The following is a 19,259-nucleotide window of genomic DNA, read 5'->3' as shown; positions in this document are numbered from 1 at the left end:
TTCCGGACGGAAAACCGCTGCGCACTTTTCCTGGAATTGCTCTAGCCCTTCGGCAAGGGCCCCTCCCTCGGCGGCAGGCCGACGCCTCCTTCGCCTACTTGCCGGGGCTTATCGAAAACCGTCGTTGACCGGACGGTGACCAATCCTCACAGGCATTGCAGGCCGTTCAGTGCGCACGGGGTCGCCGAACAAATACAGTGAACGATGCCATCCGGCGAAAACATGACACAAGGTACCGCGCACTCAAGGCGCCGGCTCGAGATCCTCCTCCAATGCGTCTGGTGTTTTTGCCAGACTTATATGTTGCTTAATGAGACAAATTAGAGCTTTCCGTTGAGCTGTCAATCATTTTTGCACGAAAAGCGGAAACAGGCGGCACCATTACGCGCTTCGTATGACTCTTGACATGAACCTGGTTTGGATATTTTGTTGTGCTATGCAACATAGATCGTGTCGTGGAGGAGCTGCACATGCGCAGATTGGGCATTCATTCATTCGTTTGGACCGGCGGCGGCACTCAGGCCATGCTCGAGGAGGCGATGGAAAATTCTGCCGCCTGTGGCTATCAGCTGATCGAGTTCGCGTATCTGCGACCCGAAAAATTCGACCTCGACCGCCTCGCCAGCAAGGCTGAGGCGCTGGGCCTCGAAATCGCCGTCACGATGGGCCTTCCGCCAGGCGCCGACGTGTCGAGCGAGGATGCTGCCGTCGTCAAGGCAGGCGAGGACTTGCTTGCGGGCGCGGTCGCGGCCGTTCGAGATATCGGCGGCACCAAGCTTGGCGGCATTCTCTATTCCGCGCACACGAAATATTCGACCATGCCAAGCGATCGCGGCCGCAAGAACAGCATTGCAGCCATTGCGCGGACGGCCGAAGCGGCAAAGACGGCCGGCGTCGATCTTGTCCTTGAGGTCGTCAACAGGTTCGAGACGAACCTCCTGAACACGGCGGCTCAAGGCCTCGACTTCATCAAGGCGACCGGCTCCGATCACGTCAGGCTCCATCTCGACACGTTTCATATGAACATCGAGGAAGCGAACCCGGCGGCGGCCATTCGTCTGGCCGGCGACAAGATCGGCTATTTCCACATCGGCGAAAGCAATCGCGGCTACCTCGGCGACGGGGTGATCGATTTCGATCGCATCTTCGATGCCTTGCTCGATATCGGCTACGAGCGCGACATTACCTTCGAATCGTTCTCCAGCGCCGTGGTCGACGAAGGTCTTTCGCTGGCATGCGCGATCTGGCGCGATACCTGGACCAAGAACATGCCGCTGGCAAAGCACGCCAAGGCCTTCATCGACCTGAAAATGCAAGAGGCGGTTCGCCGGCGAACGACGAACGCCCGCCCATAGGCCGCACATGGGCAGCCTCCACGAGACGACGCCTGGTGGGTCGTGTTTTCGAAAACCCGTCCCAGTTGCCGCATGTTTGAGCGGCGTGTACCAAATGAGGGCCTGCGATCGCTTGCAGTTGGCGGATCGCAGGTAGCCTGGAGAGACCTACGTGAATGACCCGGCGTTGACCGCCAGTTCGCATCGCAGAATTCGACAAAGCAATGAAGTGGCGGCTCTGAGAGCCCTTCACCAGTTTGGACGACTTAGCCGAGCCGAACTCGCACGCAAATTGCGCCTTAACCGCTCTTCGTCGGGGCATATCATCGCCAGCCTGACGGCTGACGGCCTGGTGCGCGAAGCCATTGAGGATCCGCCCGAACAACCGGGTTATGCCCGGGTCGGCCGCCCCGGCATCATGCTGGAACTGGTGCCGGATGCCATATTCTTCCTTGGGGTGGAGATCGGCGTCGAACATATCAGCACGGTCGAGATCGATCTCGGAACCAACATCGTCTCGACGAATGTGGAACCGTTTGACGGACCGTCGATCAGCGTCGAGGCCGCGGTCGATCGCGCGGTAAGCCTGGCCCTCCAATCCATTCCGGCGTCGAAACTGGAGCGATGCGAAGGCTTTGGCGTCTCGACGCCGGCGCAGATGGACAAGCACGGACTGGTCCGGCTGGCGCCGCTTCTCGGCTGGCGAAACGTTCATCTCGCCGAGCTGGTACGAGACGTGCTGCCGCTGCGCGTTCCGGTACTTGCCGAGAACGATGCCAACGCATTCGCCATCGGCGCGACCTACGGGCGCAGCGAGGCGCATTCAGGCGTAACGCTGTTTCTCGTGATGGAGAGCGGCGTCGGCGGCGGCATCATCATCGACGGCAATCTTTTTCGCGGCGCCAACGGGCTGGCGGGCGAGATCGGGCACCTGATCATCAGCGACGCGCCGGGTCCGCGCCGCAATCTGGAACAGCTGATCGGCCTTGAAACCATCATGGGCGAATACCGCAAGGCCTCCGCCATCAGCCATCCGGCATTCGGCAACTTCCTTGCCGATGTCCAGGATCGCCTGCCCAGCGCCGTCTCTATCGCCGAGCATTGGGCAAAGGCCTTGGCAACAGGGCTTGTGCAGGCCTGCCGGATCATCGACGCCGACCGGATCGTGCTGGGCGGTTCGGTCGCCGCGCTCTATCCGCTGATGGCCGCCAGGGTGGCCGCCCACATCCACGCCATACAGGAATCCAGTTTCCCCTTCCCATCGATTACAGTGAACGATGAAGGAACTGTCGGTTCCGCTTTCGGTGCGGCCTGCATGCTGCACCAGCGTTATCTGTCTCTGGAGAGCCAGCGTTTCGCCGACGATACGGCGGAATTCGAAGAGCCGGAGGCAGACGAAGGGAGATAGTGCGCGGGAGCCTTTTTGCCACGACTTACCAACGGCGCCAATCCGGTTAATATGTTGCATAAGCATACAAATGCCCATAGTGTGCCTTTGGAGGAATAACAGCGCATTCCCGATCGTGACCATCTCAGGCCGCTGTTCGCTGCCAGGATCAGCGAGCGCGCCGCGAGACCTGCGGCAGGTGCGTCTCCGATCTCGAAAGTACCCAACAGCCGAGCCCATGCAATGCCCGCAGATGCGATTTCAAGTCAGACCAAGCTCGCTGCGGACGCACTCGGGCCGACGGTCGTCATCGGCGAGATCCTGGTGGAGATCATGGCGAAAAGCCGTGGCGACGGTTTCCTCGAACCGATCGAGCTCATCGGCCCCTACCCCAGCGGCGCGCCGGCGATCTTCATCGATCAGTGCGCCAAGATCGGCGGCTCGGCGGCAATTGTCGCCTCGGTCGGCGACGATGATTTCGGCCGCATCAACATCGAACGGCTCCGGTCCGACGGAGCCGACATATCGGCCATCTCGGTTAGCCCCGACTATCCGACCGGAAGCGCGTTCGTTCGCTATCGCGACGACGGCTCGCGCGACTTCGTCTACAACATCGGAAAATCCGCGGCCGCACTAGTCAGCCTGACGGCTGAGGCGAAGGCGCTGTTCGCGCGAGCCGGACACCTGCACGTCATGGGTACCGCTTTTGCCATCCCGGGTGTCTGGGAGATGATGGATCATGCCATCGGTGTCATCAAGCAGCGCGGCGGATCCGTTTCCCTCGACCCCAATCTGCGCAAGGAGTTGCTCGGGCACGGACAAACGCGGGAGCGCTTCGCCAAGCTCATCGATTTCGCCGACCTTCTCCTGCCTTCCGGAGACGAATTGTTCGTGGCGGCCGGTGTCGAAGGCGAAACCGCCGCGGTCACTGCGCTCTTTGCCCGTGGCGTAACGGAGATTGCTCTCAAGCGCGGCGAACACGGATCCAGATTTTTCGGCGCCGACGGCACGCGGATTGACTGTCCGGCGTTCAAGGTTGCCGAGGTGGATCCGACGGGCGCCGGTGACTGTTTCGGCGGCGCCTACGTCGCTTGCCGTCGCCTCGGCATGCCTGCGTTCAAGGCGCTTGAGTATGCCAATGCTGCGGGCGCTCGCAACGTCACCATGCAGGGTCCGATGGAAGGTGCTGCGTCACGCAAACAGCTTGACGAGTTCATCGCCGTGACCCCGAAAAACAGCACAAGTCTGGACACGGCCGCGCGCGGCCAAGCACGTAAACTGGAGGATTGAGATGGGTCAGGATCTGTCGGGAAAAGTCATAGCAATCACCGGTGCGGCGTCCGGGATCGGCCTGGCCTGCGCCAAGGCCTGTCTTTCTTCGGGGGCACGCGTCGTTCTTGTCGACTATGCCGAGGATCGGTTGAAGAACCTGGCGTCGGAACTGGGCGCGAACGCGATCCCGCTGGTGGTCAATCTCACCGACCCAAAAAGCGTGGCGGGCATGATGCCGGCCATTCTGGACAACGCCGGCCAACTCGATGCCTTCCATGCCAATGCCGGCGCCTATATCGGCGGCGATTTTACGGATGGCGATCCGGACGCCTTCGACCGGATGCTGAACCTGAACGTCAATGCTGTATTCCGAACGGTTCACGCGGTCCTGCCGCACATGATCGAACGCGGCACGGGAGACATCGTCGTCACCAGCTCCGTAGCCGGCCACACGGCCGTGCCGTGGGAGCCGATCTACACTGCTTCCAAGCACGCCGTTCAGGCGTTCGTCCACGCGCTGAGGCGGCAGGTCGCGAAGCACGGCATCCGTGTCGGCGCGATCGCCCCCGGGCCGGTGCTGACGCCCCTCGTCGAAGACTGGCCGAAGGAGAACCTCGACCGGGCGATAGCCGCGGGGACTCTCTTTGACCCGAAGGAAGTCGCCGAGGTCCTTGTTTTCATGCTGACGCGATCGCGCACGGTAACGATCCGGGACGTCGTCATCCTGCCGGCCAACTTCGATATCTGACAGCACGGCAAGTCGGCATCGGAATTAGGGAGGAGGACCATGTACCAGGCTCGTTTCAGGGTGGACAACGAGGTCGCCGTGGTGACCGGCGGTGGCCGCGGTATTGGCCTTGCCTGCGCGGATGCGCTTGGCGAGGCCGGCGCTTCCCTGGTGATCATCGAACCGGACGAGCAGGTCGGCAGCGCCGGAACGGATGAGTTGATCGCGAAAGGTCACGAGGCCGAACTGGTGATCGGCGACGTGACATCGTCTGCGAGAGTGACCGAGATTGCCGACATGCTGGCTGCCCGAGGAACGCCGGCTTCGATCCTCGTCAACAATGCCGGCATCGGCAGCAGCGGCATTTCACTGGAGGATGTGGACGACGAATTGTGGCTGCGGATGATGGACGTCAACATCAACGGCGTCTTCCGGTGCTGCCGCGCGTTCGGCAGGCACATGATCACCGCCCGGCATGGCTCGATCGTCAATCTCGGATCGATGTCCGGCACGATCTGCAATCGGCCGCAGCCGCAGACACCCTACAACGTCTCGAAAGCGGCCGTCCATCATTTGACCCGCTCGATCGCCGCCGAATGGGCGCCGCATGGCGTGCGCGTCAACGCGGTCGCGCCCACCTACATCGAGACGCCGATGGTTCTGGCGATCCCTGAAAACAAGACGCGGATCGAGGCCTGGCTGCGAGACACGCCGATGGGGAGAATGGGACAGGCGCATGAAGTCGCCAGCGCCGTGCTGTTCCTCGCCTCCGCCGCAGCCAGCCTGATGACCGGCGCCGTCGTGCCTGTCGATGCCGGCTTTACATGCTGGTAGGACGGCGGCCCCGAAATTCCTTCGCGGTCGGCTCGATGCTGCATCAGCGATCACAGGCACAGTGCGATGCCGCCATTGGCACTTGAACGGTCAAGTCGGGCAAGCGTAACATCCCGCTATCTAATTGAGTCTGCTTCATTCGTCCGGGCTAATGCTCGGATTGGTTTGGATACTTTCCTTGAATACGCAAGCCATCGGCGGCGCGCCGGAGCGCGGCAAATCGTTTGCCCATGTGGCGGAAGCCTCGTGGGGCAAGGGTCTTAGCACCCTGCTCCGCATCGTGCGCATGACGCTGCGCCATCCCTGGCAGGTCGCGATCACCATCGTCTCGACCTTCATCGCCGCGACGCTGCAGCTTTTCATCCCGCGCCTGCTGGGACGCGCCATCGATCAGGCGCAGGGTGTGATGGCCGCGGGTGCCGGCACCGCGGCAGGGAATGCGCTGTGGAATACGGCGCTGACGCTGCTCGTCGTCAGCATCCTGCGCGGCCTCTTCACCATTGCGCAGAACTACTATGGCGAGGCTGTCGGCCATCAGACCGGCTATGAACTGCGCCTGGCATTCTACGAGAAGATCCAGCGCCTGAGCTTTTCCTTCCACGACCGGGTCCACACCGGCGATCTGATCACGCTCGGCCTGCTCGATCTCGACGGCGTGCGCATGTTCTTTTCCACCGGCATCCTGCGCGTGGTGCTGCTCGGCGTGCTGATCGGCGTCGGCGCCTATCTGCTGATCAGCACCGATCTCGTGCTCGGGCTGCTCAGCCTGAGCTTCGTGCCGTTCGTCGCCTGGCGATCCTCGGTCACCCAGCTGGCGTTGCGCAGCACCTGGCTCACTTTGCAGCAGCGGCTGTCGGTGCTGAGCCGGGTGATGGACGAGAACCTCGGCGGCATCCGTGTCGTGCGTGCCTTCGCGGCGCAACGGCATGAGTTGCAAAAGTTCGACCGCGCCAAGCAGGATGCGCTGGACCTCGCCACCGAGCGCGTCGACATCCGCGTCAGCAACACCAGCGCCATGAATTTCTCGTTCCTGGCCGCCATGGGCCTGGTGCTGTGGTTCGGCGGCCAGAAGGTGATTGCAGGCCAGATCAGCGTCGGCACGCTGGCCCAGTTCCTCACCTTCATGACCATCCTGCAGATGCCGGTGCGCCAGCTCGGCCTGATGGTCAACTCGTTCGCCCGTGCCTCGACCTGCGGCACGCGGCTGTTCCAACTGCTCGATGCCGAACTCGATATCGAGGACGCACCTGATGCCAAGGACCTCGTCGTCAGCCACGGAATGCTGCGCTTCGACAATGTCGGCTTCCGCTACGCGGGCGCTAGCCGCCCGACCCTGTCCGGCATCTCCTTCGAGGCCAGGTCCGGCGAGACCATCGGCATCGTCGGCCCGCCCGGCAGCGGCAAGTCGACCATCGCGCATCTGATCCCGCGCTTCTACGACGTGACTTCAGGCACCATCACCATCGACGGCCAGGACATCAGCAAGGTCACGCTGCAATCGCTGCGCAAGGCCGTCGGCGTCGTGCAACAGGACGCATTCCTGTTCACCACCTCGATCGAGAACAACATCGCCTATGGCAATCCGTGGGCGCGCGAGACCCGCATCGGGCAGGCCGCCGAATACGCCCAGCTGCACAACTACATCATCGGGCTTCCGGCGGGCTACACCACGGTCGTTGGCGAACGCGGCGCGTCGCTTTCCGGCGGCCAGCGGCAGCGCCTGACCATCGCGCGCAGCCTGATGCTGCGGCCATCGGTGCTGGTCTTCGACGATTCCACCGCAGCCATCGACGCCGGCACCGAGCAGCGCATCCGGGCGGCGATGAAGCGCTTCGCCAAGGATCGGGTCACGCTCATCATCTCGCACCGGCTGAGCTCGCTGATGCATGCCGACCAGATCCTGTTCGTCGAAGGCGGCCACATCGTCGAGCGCGGCACGCATGAGGAACTGCTGGCGCTCTGCGGACGCTACCGTGCGCTCTACGACCTGCAGCTGCGGCCGGACGACGACCGGCCCGCGGCCATGGGAGCCGCCTGATGTCGACACAGAACGACGACGAGAAGGAAGACACCAGCGGGCGGCCGACAAAGGCTGTCGTCGGCTCGCACCGCGACGAGGAAGAGGTTTTCGGCAAGGCCTACGATCCGCGCATCGTGCGGCGCATCTGGAGCTTCGTAAAACCCTATCAGGGCCGGATTTTCATCTCGGTCGCCGCGGTGCTGGTGTTCACGCTGACGCAGCTGGCGATCCCGCTGGTCATCCGCTACGCCATCGACCATGGCATGACGGCGGGCAGGCTCGACCGCTCGGTGATGATCTCTGCGACCGGCGCCTTCGCGGTCATCATCCTCATCAACTATGCCGCCAGCTATGTGCAGGAGAGCGTCGTCGGCAAGGTGGCCGAAAATGTGCTGTCCGACCTGCGGCGCGCCATGTTCAGCCATTTGCAGCGGGTCTCGCTGAGCTTCATGGACAAGACCGAGGTCGGGCGGCTGATGTCGCGCCTGCAGGGCGACGTCAATTCGATGCAGGAATTCCTCGAGACGTCGGTGATGTCGGTGGGCGACATCGTGCTGTTGTTCGGCATCGTCAGCGTGCTGCTTTGGCTGGATTTCCGGCTCGGGCTGCTGACGCTGTCGACCATGCCGGTGCTGTTCATCGTGCGCCTGTTCTGGCTGCCGCGCGCCAAGGTCGCCTTCATGGCGGCGCACGAGACCAATTCCATCGCCAACGGGGCGCTGGCCGAAGGCATCCATGGCGTCCGCACGGTGCAGAGCCTCGAACGCCAGCATGTCAATTTCGACCTCTATGACGAGAAGGTGCTGGCCAATCTCCGTGCCCATCTTCGCTCGGCGAAATATGCGCAGGTGATGGTGCCGATCGTCGACACGCTGACCGGCATTGCCATGGCGACGGTCATCGTCGTCGGCGGCACGATGGTGCTCTCGCACAGCCTCGATGTCGGCATCATGGTGGCGTTCCTGTTCTACATCCAGCGCTTCTTCGACCCGATCCGCTCGCTCACCATGCAGTACAGCGTCATGCAGCGCGCCATGGCCTCCGGCCAGCGCATCTCCGAAGTGCTCGACGTGCCGGTTGACGTCAGCGACAAGGACGGAGCGGTCAAGCTGTCGCGCGACATGGACGGCTCGGTCGAGTTCAGGAACGTCACCTTCGGCTATAGGCAGAACCTGCCGGTGCTGAAGAACGTTTCCTTCCGCGTCAATCCGGACGAGACCGTAGCACTTGTCGGCCCGACCGGATCAGGCAAATCCAGCTCCATGGCGCTGGTGCATCGCTTCTACGATGTCTGGTCGGGTCAGGTCCTGGTCGGCGGGCATGATGTCCGCGAGCTAACGCAGGATTCGCTCGGCGAGCAGGTGGCGATGGTGCTGCAGGAGCCGTTCCTGTTCTCCGGCTCGGTGCTGGAGAACATCCGCTATCACAAGACCGACGCGACCCGCGAAGAGGTGGTGCGCGCCGCCCAAGCCGTCGGCGCGCACGACTTCATCGAGCACCTGCCTGACGGCTACGACACCGAGCTCGAGCAGCGCGGCGGCAACCTCTCGCTCGGCCAGCGCCAGCTGATCAGCTTTGCGCGGGCGCTGGTGGCCGATGCCAAGATCCTTGTGCTCGACGAGGCCACGGCCAGCATCGATTCCTACACCGAGATGCTGATCCAGAAGGCGCTGGTAAAGCTGCTCGAAGGCCGCACCGGGCTGGTCATCGCCCACCGGCTGGCGACCATCCGCGGCGCCGACCGCATCATCGTCCTGCAGAACGGCGAGATCGTCGAAAGCGGCAACCACGAGCAATTGATGGAAAGAAAGGGCCTCTACGCCCGCCTCTACAACATGAACTATGCTTCGTTCGACGATATTTCAGAAGGCGAGATGGAGCTGGACGCGGCGGTCGGCAAGGCGACGTGATTGGCGCAGGTTCGCGCGTGGCGGCATCACAATCTGGAACGATTTGAACCCGGCAAGCCGCTGGCGCTAACCACCGTCACTTTGCGCTCGGCGGCACGCAAGGACGAAAGTGCGTCTTGGGAGATGCCCTCGTCGGTGATCACCTCGTCGATCTCGGAAATATCCGAAAGCGTACAGAAACCAGGCGCGGTGAACTTCGAGCTGTCGACGAGCAGGATCGTCTTGCGAGCGGACGAGATCATAGCGCGCTTGAGCGACGCCACCTCCAGCGACGTTTCCGTCAGCAGCGTGCCGGTCACGGCCGAAGCACCGGTCATGCAGAGGTCGGCATGCAGCGTCTTGATGAAGCTCTCGCCCGGCTCGCCGGCAAGGTGCCGGTAGCCGGGACGGACGGTGCCGCCCGGCAGGATGATGCGCCAGGATTTGATGTCGGCGGCGAAATCGGCGATCTCGAGACTGTTCGTCACCACGGTCAGCGGCAGATCGCGCTCGGCGGCGGCGCGCACCACCTCCATGACGGTCGAGGAACTGTCGAAGATGACGCTGTCGCGGGCGCTGAGCCGCTGCGCGGCCTCGCGGCCGATCGCAACCTTCTCGGCGTGCTGCAGCTCGGCATTGACGGTCATCTCGCGTTCGAAGGTGGCGCGCATCGGCTGCAGCAAATGCGCCCCGCCATGGGTGCGCTCGAGATAACCTTTTTCCACCAGGTGCTCGAGATCGCGCCGCACCGTCGATTGCGACCCGCCGATCGTGTCGGCGAGTTCCTGGATGCTGGCCGCACCGCTGACGCGCAGGTGCTCCAGGATAAGAGCCTGCCGCTTGGCGGGAACGATATCGACGCGTTTGCTCGGAGACTCCATGCTTCACCCGCTTGGCGGCCCGACAGCGGGGCCGACAGATTCCATGCCAAATCGTTCAATCTCTACCAAATCGTATAACCGCAATCCACAACCACGACCGCGCCGGTCATGGCGCTCGCGGCATCCGAGGCGAGGAAGAGGATGGGCGCGGCAACCTCGTCCGGACGCGCGACGCGCTTCATCGGCGTCATCTCCATCCACACCGGCATCAGTTTGTCGTCGGTGAAGCCGCCGCGCGACATGACCGTATCGACATAGGTCGGCGCCACGCAGTTTACCCTGACGCCGCGGTCGGCCCATTCTCCGGCAAGGCAGCGTGTCATGTGGTGGACGGCCGCCTTCGCCGAATTGTAGTGCACCTGGCGTTGCGGCTTGTTGGAGATCAGCCCGGACATGGAGCCAAGCGTGACGATCGAGCCATGGCCACGCTCGAGCATGGGTCTGGCGAATTCCCGGCAGGACCAATAGGCGCCGTTCAGGTCGACGTCGACCACTTTAAGCCATACCTCGTCGCTCATCTCCTCGCCGCCGGTGTCGGGCCAGGCAATGCCGGCATTGGCGATGAGGATATCGACCGCGTGACGCTCGTTGGCGGATCGCGCGGCCGCGGCGACGGACTTCGAATCGGTCACGTCGAGCTGTAGCGCCTCGACGTCGTGGCCCTTCCGCTTCAGCTCGTCGCGTCCTGCCTCCAGCACCTGCGGATCCATGTCCGATATGATGACCCGAGCGCCGGCCTCGGCGAGCGCTTCGGCCGTCGACAGGCCGATGCCGCGGCCACCGCCGGTGATGAAGGCCGTTTTGCCGTCGAGGCGGAACCGTTCGAGAAACATGGAATTTGTCCTTCAGTCGTGTTGGAGGGTGGGACCGGCGTCGGCGTGGCGGTTGCGTCCGAGAATGAGCAGGCAGCCGGCGGTAAAGCTGTCGCCCAGACCGAGCGTCGTCACCGGCTTCTCCACATAGGGAGACGCACAGGCAACGAAGGTCCAGCGCCCCTTTCGGACCGGCGTCTGGAAGGGAAGCGGATGGAACTCGGCCGTCGGCGCGATCGCGATGGTTCGTGCGGGTTCTCCATTCGCTGCCCTGGCGCTGGCGATCGCGCAGCCTGCCATCAGCGCGCGTTCCTCTTCCTTCGGATCGTTCAGGGTCACGGCGGCGGCCCATGTGTCGGCATGCACGCAGACCCGCTCGAGATCGAGCCGCTCGCCGAGCGCCACGAGAGCCTCCATCGGATGATGGGCGGACGGGTTCATGGCGAGCAGTTCGGAATGGCTCATGCCGAGCGAGGTGATCGCGCCGCTTGCGTGGGAAAACAGCTCCTCGACTGCCTGCTGCGTCGCATAGCCCGCCAGCTCGAAATGGATCGTCCTGAGGCCGGCTGCCTTCCAGTCGCGGCTGAGCGCGAAGACGTGCCGGCTGGCGGCGCCGACATTCTCCACCGCCTCGTCGTTCAGTCCCGAAAGAAGCCCGGCTGCGGCCGACGGCGCCAGCCGCCGCGACATGGTCTCGAAATCCTTGTCACGCTGAATGCCGCGATCGCGGAAGCGGATGATGACACGCGAGGAACGGGTCGGCACGACGGCGCCGATCGCGCGGCCGGCCGTGAATTCGAAGATGAAGATTTCGGGGATGTGCGGGCCAGCGGCCGATACCGCGTCCGCCGTCCTGAGCGTGCCCCCTTCCGCCAGCAGAACGCCGGCCGGGATCTTGCGCAGCATTGCCGCATAACGATCCTCGAGGGCGACCAGCGAGCGGACACCAAGTTGTCCGAGCACCCAGGCCGCCTGAGGACCGGTTCCGCCCAGCGCATAGCGCAGCGGCAGCCGTTCGCGTAGCCATGCCGGGCCTTGCGGCCAGTCGAACCGTACCTCGCCGCCTACGCCGCGCGCGGCACGGGAAAGAAGAAGATCGGCAAGTTGCGCCGCGGGGCTGCCGGCGGGTGCGTCCAGAAGCGGCTGCATGTCGTGCATCTCGATCCGCGCATCGATGCATGCGCTGATGCCGCACAGGAAAAGGCCCGCCGACGAAAGGGCGTCCGTGCCAAGCGGGCCGGACCGTGGATCGATCAGGGCGGAATAGCGCTCTGCGCACGATGCCGCGAAACCATCGCTCATGGCCGCGCCCCTCCTCACCTGGCGACGCTGCCAATTGCTATCATTATCTTCCAAATCGTCAATGTGAATTTTGCCGCCTCGCGCCAAAATTGCGTAAATGTGACGCTGCGAACCTTGCTTTTGGGCATTGCAGCAAAAGATTTTGTGCAAATGCTCAAATTTCTTCATTTTGCTGGAGCAATCAAAATTTTATATCGCAAAAACATACTGTTAAGTAACCTCTAGCCCGTAGCGAATGACGCAAGACTGGGGCACTGAACCGCCATTCAGCTCGCATCGATGCGGAATTAGAAAGAATTAGATAGCTATTGACAGATTATGAGAAATATCTGCATATAACAACGAGCCTGGAACGGCGAAGGAAGAGCCCCGGCAGCGGACCCGTACAAACATTTCTACCGAGGAACACCCATGGTTACGAGACTCGACAGGAAGCTGGCGAACATCCGCGCGGGCTTCTACAAGCCGACCGATTTTATCATTGCCGATGCCAAGGACAGCGATGTCGGCGCCGGCGTGACCGCCACGGGCTTCGACTATTCGGTCAAGCCGCCGCGCCGTCGCAGCCGCCAGGAATTCATCGCCCAGATCGAGGCAATCATCAAACAGGACATCGTCGACCTCATGCTGGTGTCGCAGTCCAACCTCGACCTTCTCGACGAGCGCGGCGCCTTCTTCGGCAGCGAAATGAAGCCGGCGATCCGCGGCAATCTGGAAACGATGTGCTGGGGCGCCGTGCGCCACGGCACCTACACGCAGAAGCCGTCCGTGCCCTTCCGCGACACCAATCTGTCGCGCGCCATCGCCGGCTATCCGGCGCGCGGCACGGACCTCGCCCTCTATTCGGTTTCCTTCAGCAACGATCTCGAACTCGACATCCGCACGCTGAACGCCTTCGCCGAATTCCGCGCCGAGGCGGCCCGCACCAATTTCAAATACTTCTACGAGGTCTTCAATCCGAGCGTCGACATCGGCCTCAACCGTGAGCAGATCGGCGAGTTCGTCAACGACCACATCATCAAGTCGCTGGCGAGCGTGCCTAAGGCCGAGCGGCCGCTGTTCCTGAAGACGCCCTACAACGGGCCGAAGGCGCTGGAGGAGCTCGTCAATTTCGACTCCGAGCTGATCGTCGGCGTGCTTGGCGGCGGCGCCGGCACCACGCGCGACACGTTCGAGCTCGTCGCCCAGTCGGAGCGCTACGGCGCCCGGCTTGCTCTCTTCGGCCGCAAGATCAACCTCGCCGAGGCGCCGCTTCACCTCATCGTTCTGATGCGGGCGGTCGCCGACGGCACGATCGGCCCGGAGGAAGCGGTGCGCGCCTATCATGGAGAATTGCAGAAGCTCGGGCTGTCGGCGAACCGCTCGCTCGCGGACGACCGGGTGATCACCGAAGAGGTGTTGACGGTCGCGGCCGCCAAGGCCGCCTGAGTCGGGTAGCGATGACGGCAGGAGCCGTCACGCCCAGCGATGGCGGCCAGGGGCCGTCACGTCCAGCGATGGCGGCCAGAGGCCGTCACGCCCAGCGATGGCGGCAGGAGCCGCCACGCTTTGAAAGTGACCCTTCAATGGGTCGCTGCGCCCGCGAGTAGGAGGCTCGCGACGCGCATTACGTGGGAGAAAAAGGGAGGAATATGATGAGGAAAATGCTGTTTCTTGCGACGACGATCCTCGCCGCCGCTCTTTCCGCTGCCTCGGCGAATGCCGAGCAGAAAGAGGTCACTGTCTGGTCCTGGTTCGTCCAGAGCACGATGGACAAGTCGATTGCCGCCTTCGAGAAGGCCCATCCGGACATCAAGGTCAAATACACCTATTACAACTACTCGCCCGAATACATCACCGCGCTCAAGGCGGCGGCGGCCTCGGGGAGCCTGCCCGACGTGATCGGCCTGCAGCCGGGTTCGCTCACCCAGCAGTATCGCGAAAATCTCGAAGCGGTGAACGAACGCGCCGCCAAGCAGTGGGGCGACAAATGGGCGGAGAAGGTCTTCCCCGTCAACCGCAAGCAGATGCTGATGGGCAATCCGAAGGGCGACGAAAACTATTACATCATCCCCCAGGAATCCCAGGTCCTGTGCATCTGGTACAACCGCAAGATATTCGAGAAGCTCAATCTTTCGGCGCCAAAGACCTATGACGAGCTGAAGGCGGCGGCCAAGGCACTGACCGATAACGGCTATATACCGATGTTCCAGGGCGCGGCCGACGGCTGGCAGAACGAGAACGTCTTCCTCATGCTCGCCAACCAGTTCTCGCCGGGCATTGTCGACAAAGCCCAGGCTGGGGAATCGCCCTGGACGGCGCCGGAACTTGTCGCGGCCATGAAGGCCTGGAAAGGCCTCTTCGACGACGGCATCTTCCAACAGGGCGCGCTCGGCGCCCATGCCTATCCGACCGGCGCGCAGCTGTTTGCACAGGGCAAGGTCGGCATGATGGCGCTCGGCTCTTGGTGGATGCAGGAAAGCAAATTCCCGCCGCCACTGTCCGAATTCGTCCAGAACATGGACGGCTTCGATTTCTTCTACCTGCCCCCCGTCAAGGACGGCAATACCGCCAGCCCGCCTGTCGGCGGCATCGACATCGGCTACGGCCTGACCAAGAACGGTGGCAAGAACCCCGAAGCCTGGACCTTCCTTGCGGAACTCACCAACGGCGTCGGCCTGCAGGAAGCGCTGAACGACCTCAACGACCTTCCGGCCTTCGAGGGCAATTCTCCCAAGGGCGACATCACCGACCATGTCAAGGAGATGTCGGCCCGCTTCATGGCGGACCTGCCCAAGGCGGAAAACCAGCGCTTTGCCTCACCGGCCGTCGCCGAGGCGCTCGACAATGCGCTTGCCGGCGTCGCTGCCGGCAGCATCGAGCCGGAAGCGGCACTCGCCACCGTTCAGGCGGCGAACGAGAAGGCTCTTGCAGCGAAATAGCCCAAGACGAACTGCCGGGCGCGGAGACGCGCCCGGCCCTTTTTCAGTGCCCGGCCCCTTTTCAGTGTAAGATGGCGAGCATTATGAGCGCAGAAGCCATGCGAGCCGGATCCGTCACAGCGGCGGTCAAGCGGCGATCGGCATCGAGAGCTTCGAGGCTCTATCTTTTCGCTCTGCCGGCGACGCTCCTCTTCGTCGTTTTCATCGCCTATCCAATTCTCTGGGTAGCGGGGCAAAGCTTCTATACCGGCACGGTGGATCGCGGACCGGTTTTCGCCGGGCTTGCCAACTACGCGAGCGTCCTTACCGACCCGACCTTCTGGACCGTGGTGCGCAACATGGTCCTGTGGGGGCTCATCACCATACCGGTGCAGATGCTGATCGGCGGGCTGCTCGCCTATTTCATCGAGCGCCACACCCATGCGCTGCGCGGCTTCTTCCGCACCATGTTCTTCCTGCCGGTGGTGACCTCGGTCTCGGTCATCAGCCTGGTGTGGGTGCAGATCTACGCGCCCTACTATGGCATCGCCCAGGAGTACCTGAAGCATGTCGGCATCGTCATGATGACATCGCCGATCGGCGACCCGAAGACCGCGATCTATGCGCTGATCGTCGTCAACATCTGGCAATGGACCGGCTTCTCGATGCTGATGTACATCGCCGGTATCGCCAACCTGCCCAACGAAGTGCTCGATGCCGCCCGCATCGACGGCGCGAGAGGCTGGCGGCTTGCCGTGCATATCATCGTACCGATGCTGGCGCCGGCAACGAAATCGCTCTTGCTTCTCGGCGTCATCGGCACGCTGCAAACCTTCCCGATCGTGCACTTGATGACGGGCGGCGGCCCGAACCGGGCAAGCGAGGTCTTTGGCACCTTCATCTTCAAGCAGAGCTTCGTGCTGGGCGACACCGGCAGCGGCGCCGCCCTCTCCGTCATCGTGCTGGTGATCGCGCTCGTTCTGTCATTGATCCAGATCGCGGTGCTGGGTGCGCGCCTGTCGCCCGCCGGAAGGCAGGAGCCATGATGGCACCCCTCACCCGCAACCGCATTCGCGGCGTGGTCATCCATGCCGTTCTCTTCGTCGTGCTCGGCTTCTGGATGGTCCCGCAGGTCTACATGCTGTCGATCGGGCTGCGCACCCCGGCGCAGGCCTTCGACGCCCAGCTCTTCACCTGGCCGGTGACCTTCGACAATTTCGTCACCGTGATCAGCGACAATCCGCCGGGCGGCATTTTTCTCAACAGCCTGATCATCACCGTTGCGACGGTGGCGATCGTGGTTGCGGTCTCCTCGCTCTTTGCCTTCGCCTGTGCGATCCTGAGGCTGAAGGGCTCGATCTTCCTCTATACGACCCTGCTGACGACCTTGATGGTGCCGCTCGCCTCGATGGTCCTGCCTCTAGCCATCCTGCTCAAAAACTTCGGCTGGGTGAACACCTATATCGGCCTGATCCTGCCCTATGCGGCGCTCGGCGTGCCGTTCGCCATGGTCATCCTGAAGTCCTTCATGGAGGATGCGCCGCGCGAGCTTTTCGAGGCGGCGCGGGTCGACGGTTGCAACGCCTGGCAGACCTATTGGCACGTGGCCTTGCCGCTGGTGCGGCCGGCCCTGGTCTTCGTCACCATCTGGCAGTTCATCGTGACGTGGAACGAGTTCTTCCTCGCCCTCATCGTGCTGACCAAGAGCGAGATGAAGACGCTCACCATCGTACCGATGCAGTATTCCGGCCTCTACATGGCCAATCCCGGTGCGCTGTTCGCGATCCTGACGCTGATCGCACTTCCGCTCATCCTCCTCTATGTGCTGGTGCAGCGCGCCTTCGTGCGCGGCCTGCTCGCCGGCGCGGTGAAAGGCTAGGCCCATGGCGACGCTCTCGATCGACAAGATCACCAAGGCCTTCGGCCATACCACGGTCATCCCGGAACTGTCGCTGACGATCGAGGACGGCGAGTTCTGCGTGCTGGTCGGACCGTCGGGCTGCGGCAAATCCACACTGCTTCGGATCATCGCCGGGCTCGAGCCAATCAGCTCCGGCCGCATCCTGGTCGATGGCGTCGATATGAGCGGTGCCGAGCCACCGGAACGAGGCGTGGCCATGGTGTTCCAGTCCTACGCGCTCTATCCGCATATGGATGTCGATCGCAACATCGGCTTCGGCCTGAAGATTGCCCGGACGCCTGCCGCCGAGATCGTCGAACGCGTGGGGCGTGCAGCCGATAAATTGCGGCTCGGCTCCTATCTGAAGCGCAAGCCGCGAGAGCTTTCCGGCGGGCAGCGCCAGCGCGTCGCGATCGGCCGCGCCATGACGCGCAAGCCGAAACTCTTCCTGCTCGACGAGCCACTCTCCAATCTCGATGCAGCGCTGCGCGTCGGCATGCGCGTGGAGATCGCACGGCTGAAGGCAGAGCTGGCGTCGACCATGGTCTACGTCACCCACGACCAGGTGGAGGCCATGACGCTTGCCGACCGCATCGTGGTCATGAACAGCGGGCGCATCGAACAGGTCGGCACACCGCTCGACCTTTACCACCGGCCAGCCAATTTGTTCGTTGCCGGCTTCATCGGTTCGCCGGCGATGAATTTCCTGAATGGCAAGGTGGTCGCCCTTCGCGACATGGTCGCGACCGTCGCCCTTGCGCTGGGGCCGACGCTGGACATTGCGATCGAGCGGCATGTCGAGCCTGGCGATAGCGTCACGCTTGGCATTCGGCCGGAACACATCGTGCTTGCGGGGGAGGGACAGGCCAATGCCCATGTCGTGCAGGCTTCGATGGTCGAACTCCTCGGCAGCGACACTTTCATACATGCCAATGAGGGCGCGGAAAGCCTGGTCATTCGCGACAGCCATGGCCGGATCGCAAGGGCGGGCGACCGCATCGCGATCTCGCTGCCGGCGCGCGTTTGCCACCTCTTCAACGGTGATGGGGACAGAATTTCCGACGCCACCGTGGCACATGCGCAGCCCGTCCCCCGCTCCCCCGGAGAACGCGTCAACTGACCACGAGAATTACGCAATTCGGCAATCGATGGGCGTCGGACACCGGACGTCGTGGATTGCCCCGGCACAAGCAAAAACAAGGACGAAGAGGAAACCATGACGGATTTTCAGGGAAGAAATATCCTGGTGACGGGCGGCAGCGGCGGTATCGGCGGCGCCACCGTGCGTCACCTGGTGCGGGCAAACGCCAACGTCATCGCCGCCGGACGCTCGCGCGAAGCACTCGATGCGATCGCCAAGGAGACAGGCTGCCGCACGGTGACCTTCGATCTCGCCTCGGAAGACGAGGTTCGCGATGCACTCGAGGGCCTCGACCTTTGGGGTGTGGTCAATTGCGGCGGTTTCGGCGGCGAGATCGCGACGCCGATGGACACCGACATCGCCATCTTCGACAAAGTCATCACCATCAATGCGCGTGGCGCGCTGTTGGTCACCAAATATGCGACGCAGCAAATGGTCCGCATCGGCAAGGGCGGGGCGATCGTCAACGTCTCCAGTCAGGCAGCACTTGTCGCGCTCGAGGGGCACATTTCCTATGGCTCCTCGAAGGCGGCGCTCGAAAACATCACGCGCTGTTCGGCTCTGGAGCTGGGCAAATACGCAATCCGCGTCAACAGCGTGAACCCAACCGTGGTCATGACGCCAATCTCATCCGGCCACTGGAGCCAGCCGCATGTCGCCGAACCTTTCCTCAAGCAGATGCCGCTCGGCCGGTGGGCGACGGAGGACGAAATCGCCGGCCCGATCGTGTTCCTGCTCAGCGACGCGGCCTCGATGATCACCGGCATTTCGCTGCCCATCGACGGCGGTTATACCTGCCGATGAGGCCCATGGCAGGCTGATCCCCAAGACCGTGAGCATCGGCCATCGCCATGATTGCG

At 63.0% G+C, this 19,259-nt stretch carries 17 protein-coding genes; 14 read left to right on the top strand and 3 right to left on the bottom strand.

The window, feature by feature from the left end; genetic code table 11:
• Positions 1–470: 470 nt before the first annotated feature.
• The 7 genes from ACFX5Q_RS23040 to ACFX5Q_RS23010 all read left to right on the top strand — a co-directional run bounded on the left by ACFX5Q_RS23040 (position 471) and on the right by ACFX5Q_RS23010 (position 9,484).
• Positions 471–1,355: a sugar phosphate isomerase/epimerase family protein gene (locus ACFX5Q_RS23040; protein ID WP_404281696.1), complete on the top strand. Its 885-nt coding sequence runs from the start codon at positions 471–473 to the stop codon at positions 1,353–1,355.
• Between the two features lie 151 nt (positions 1,356–1,506).
• Entirely contained in the window at positions 1,507–2,742 is a 1,236-nt protein-coding gene (locus ACFX5Q_RS23035; RefSeq protein WP_404281694.1) for an ROK family protein, read from the top strand.
• Between the two features lie 222 nt (positions 2,743–2,964).
• Positions 2,965–4,011 carry a sugar kinase gene (locus tag ACFX5Q_RS23030; RefSeq protein ID WP_404281692.1) on the top strand — a complete coding sequence of 349 codons (1,047 nt, stop codon included), beginning with the start codon at positions 2,965–2,967 and terminating at the stop codon, positions 4,009–4,011.
• Position 4,012: 1 nt separating this feature from the next.
• The gene (locus ACFX5Q_RS23025; protein WP_404281690.1) at positions 4,013–4,741 is read left to right on the top strand and encodes an SDR family oxidoreductase; all 729 of its coding nucleotides are present in this window, start codon (positions 4,013–4,015) and stop codon (positions 4,739–4,741) included.
• Positions 4,742–4,780: 39 nt separating this feature from the next.
• The gene (locus ACFX5Q_RS23020; RefSeq protein WP_404281688.1) at positions 4,781–5,554 is read left to right on the top strand and encodes an SDR family NAD(P)-dependent oxidoreductase; all 774 of its coding nucleotides are present in this window, start codon (positions 4,781–4,783) and stop codon (positions 5,552–5,554) included.
• A 151-nt stretch (positions 5,555–5,705) separates the two neighbouring features.
• Positions 5,706–7,592, top strand: coding sequence for an ABC transporter ATP-binding protein (locus tag ACFX5Q_RS23015; protein WP_404281686.1), 1,887 nt, complete (start codon positions 5,706–5,708; stop codon positions 7,590–7,592).
• Positions 7,592–9,484, top strand: a complete 1,893-nt coding sequence (locus ACFX5Q_RS23010) for an ABC transporter ATP-binding protein (protein ID WP_404281684.1) — start codon at positions 7,592–7,594, stop codon at positions 9,482–9,484. The genes ACFX5Q_RS23015 and ACFX5Q_RS23010 overlap by 1 nt, the downstream gene beginning before the upstream one ends.
• Positions 9,485–9,510: 26 nt before the next feature.
• Here ACFX5Q_RS23010 and ACFX5Q_RS23005 read toward each other — a convergent pair whose 3' ends face one another.
• The 3 genes from ACFX5Q_RS23005 to ACFX5Q_RS22995 all read right to left on the bottom strand — a co-directional run bounded on the left by ACFX5Q_RS23005 (position 9,511) and on the right by ACFX5Q_RS22995 (position 12,305).
• On the bottom strand, positions 9,511–10,344 hold the full coding sequence (locus ACFX5Q_RS23005) for a DeoR/GlpR family DNA-binding transcription regulator (protein WP_404281682.1): 834 nt from the start codon (positions 10,342–10,344) through the stop codon (positions 9,511–9,513).
• A gap of 62 nt (positions 10,345–10,406) precedes the next feature.
• The gene (locus ACFX5Q_RS23000; RefSeq protein ID WP_404281680.1) at positions 10,407–11,177 is read right to left on the bottom strand and encodes an SDR family NAD(P)-dependent oxidoreductase; all 771 of its coding nucleotides are present in this window, start codon (positions 11,175–11,177) and stop codon (positions 10,407–10,409) included.
• A 12-nt stretch (positions 11,178–11,189) separates the two neighbouring features.
• Positions 11,190–12,305, bottom strand: coding sequence for an ADP-dependent glucokinase/phosphofructokinase (locus ACFX5Q_RS22995; RefSeq protein WP_404281678.1), 1,116 nt, complete (start codon positions 12,303–12,305; stop codon positions 11,190–11,192).
• Between the two features lie 3 nt (positions 12,306–12,308).
• On the opposite strand from ACFX5Q_RS22995, the gene ACFX5Q_RS22990 reads away from it, so the two are divergent.
• The 7 genes from ACFX5Q_RS22990 (at position 12,309) to ACFX5Q_RS22960 (ending at position 19,203) form a co-directional block, all read left to right on the top strand.
• Positions 12,309–12,683, top strand: a complete 375-nt coding sequence (locus ACFX5Q_RS22990; RefSeq protein ID WP_404281676.1) for a hypothetical protein — start codon at positions 12,309–12,311, stop codon at positions 12,681–12,683.
• A gap of 186 nt (positions 12,684–12,869) precedes the next feature.
• Positions 12,870–13,886 (top strand): hypothetical protein, encoded by a 1,017-nt coding sequence (locus ACFX5Q_RS22985; RefSeq protein WP_404281674.1) that lies wholly within the window; start codon positions 12,870–12,872, stop codon positions 13,884–13,886.
• Between the two features lie 206 nt (positions 13,887–14,092).
• Positions 14,093–15,379 carry an ABC transporter substrate-binding protein gene (locus tag ACFX5Q_RS22980; protein WP_404281673.1) on the top strand — a complete coding sequence of 429 codons (1,287 nt, stop codon included), beginning with the start codon at positions 14,093–14,095 and terminating at the stop codon, positions 15,377–15,379.
• An 83-nt stretch (positions 15,380–15,462) separates the two neighbouring features.
• Positions 15,463–16,404, top strand: coding sequence for a carbohydrate ABC transporter permease (locus tag ACFX5Q_RS22975; RefSeq protein WP_404281671.1), 942 nt, complete (start codon positions 15,463–15,465; stop codon positions 16,402–16,404).
• Entirely contained in the window at positions 16,404–17,237 is an 834-nt protein-coding gene (locus ACFX5Q_RS22970) for a carbohydrate ABC transporter permease (RefSeq protein WP_404281669.1), read from the top strand. The genes ACFX5Q_RS22975 and ACFX5Q_RS22970 overlap by 1 nt, the downstream gene beginning before the upstream one ends.
• Before the next feature lie 4 nt (positions 17,238–17,241).
• Positions 17,242–18,378: an ABC transporter ATP-binding protein gene (locus ACFX5Q_RS22965; RefSeq protein WP_404281667.1), complete on the top strand. Its 1,137-nt coding sequence runs from the start codon at positions 17,242–17,244 to the stop codon at positions 18,376–18,378.
• Between the two features lie 96 nt (positions 18,379–18,474).
• Complete coding sequence (locus ACFX5Q_RS22960; RefSeq protein WP_404281665.1) at positions 18,475–19,203, top strand: SDR family oxidoreductase; 729 nt, start codon at positions 18,475–18,477, stop codon at positions 19,201–19,203.
• Positions 19,204–19,259: the final 56 nt, after the last annotated feature.

It is taken from the genome of Mesorhizobium sp. IMUNJ 23033, from assembly GCF_044778005.1.
Classification (GTDB): domain Bacteria; phylum Pseudomonadota; class Alphaproteobacteria; order Rhizobiales; family Rhizobiaceae; genus Mesorhizobium; species Mesorhizobium amorphae_A.
Note: the sequence above shows the minus strand (reverse complement) of the source record. Positions and strands in the feature narration are given on the sequence as shown.

Excerpts from the sequence above, each read along its gene's own strand:
- ACFX5Q_RS23005 (WP_404281682.1), bottom strand. The coding sequence starts at position 10,344 with ATGGAGTCTCCGAGCAAACGCGTCGATATCGTTCCCGCCAAGCGGCAG.
- ACFX5Q_RS23030 (WP_404281692.1), top strand. The coding sequence starts at position 2,965 with ATGCCCGCAGATGCGATTTCAAGTCAGACCAAGCTCGCTGCGGACGCA.
- ACFX5Q_RS22995 (WP_404281678.1), bottom strand. The coding sequence starts at position 12,305 with ATGCAGCCGCTTCTGGACGCACCCGCCGGCAGCCCCGCGGCGCAACTT.
- ACFX5Q_RS23015 (WP_404281686.1), top strand. The coding sequence starts at position 5,706 with ATGCTCGGATTGGTTTGGATACTTTCCTTGAATACGCAAGCCATCGGC.
- ACFX5Q_RS23000 (WP_404281680.1), bottom strand. The coding sequence starts at position 11,177 with ATGTTTCTCGAACGGTTCCGCCTCGACGGCAAAACGGCCTTCATCACC.
- ACFX5Q_RS22970 (WP_404281669.1), top strand. The coding sequence starts at position 16,404 with ATGGCACCCCTCACCCGCAACCGCATTCGCGGCGTGGTCATCCATGCC.
- ACFX5Q_RS22975 (WP_404281671.1), top strand. The coding sequence starts at position 15,463 with ATGAGCGCAGAAGCCATGCGAGCCGGATCCGTCACAGCGGCGGTCAAG.
- ACFX5Q_RS23025 (WP_404281690.1), top strand. The coding sequence starts at position 4,013 with ATGGGTCAGGATCTGTCGGGAAAAGTCATAGCAATCACCGGTGCGGCG.
- ACFX5Q_RS22965 (WP_404281667.1), top strand. The coding sequence starts at position 17,242 with ATGGCGACGCTCTCGATCGACAAGATCACCAAGGCCTTCGGCCATACC.
- ACFX5Q_RS23020 (WP_404281688.1), top strand. The coding sequence starts at position 4,781 with ATGTACCAGGCTCGTTTCAGGGTGGACAACGAGGTCGCCGTGGTGACC.
- ACFX5Q_RS23010 (WP_404281684.1), top strand. The coding sequence starts at position 7,592 with ATGTCGACACAGAACGACGACGAGAAGGAAGACACCAGCGGGCGGCCG.
- ACFX5Q_RS22960 (WP_404281665.1), top strand. The coding sequence starts at position 18,475 with ATGACGGATTTTCAGGGAAGAAATATCCTGGTGACGGGCGGCAGCGGC.
- ACFX5Q_RS22980 (WP_404281673.1), top strand. The coding sequence starts at position 14,093 with ATGAGGAAAATGCTGTTTCTTGCGACGACGATCCTCGCCGCCGCTCTT.
- ACFX5Q_RS22985 (WP_404281674.1), top strand. The coding sequence starts at position 12,870 with ATGGTTACGAGACTCGACAGGAAGCTGGCGAACATCCGCGCGGGCTTC.
- ACFX5Q_RS23040 (WP_404281696.1), top strand. The coding sequence starts at position 471 with ATGCGCAGATTGGGCATTCATTCATTCGTTTGGACCGGCGGCGGCACT.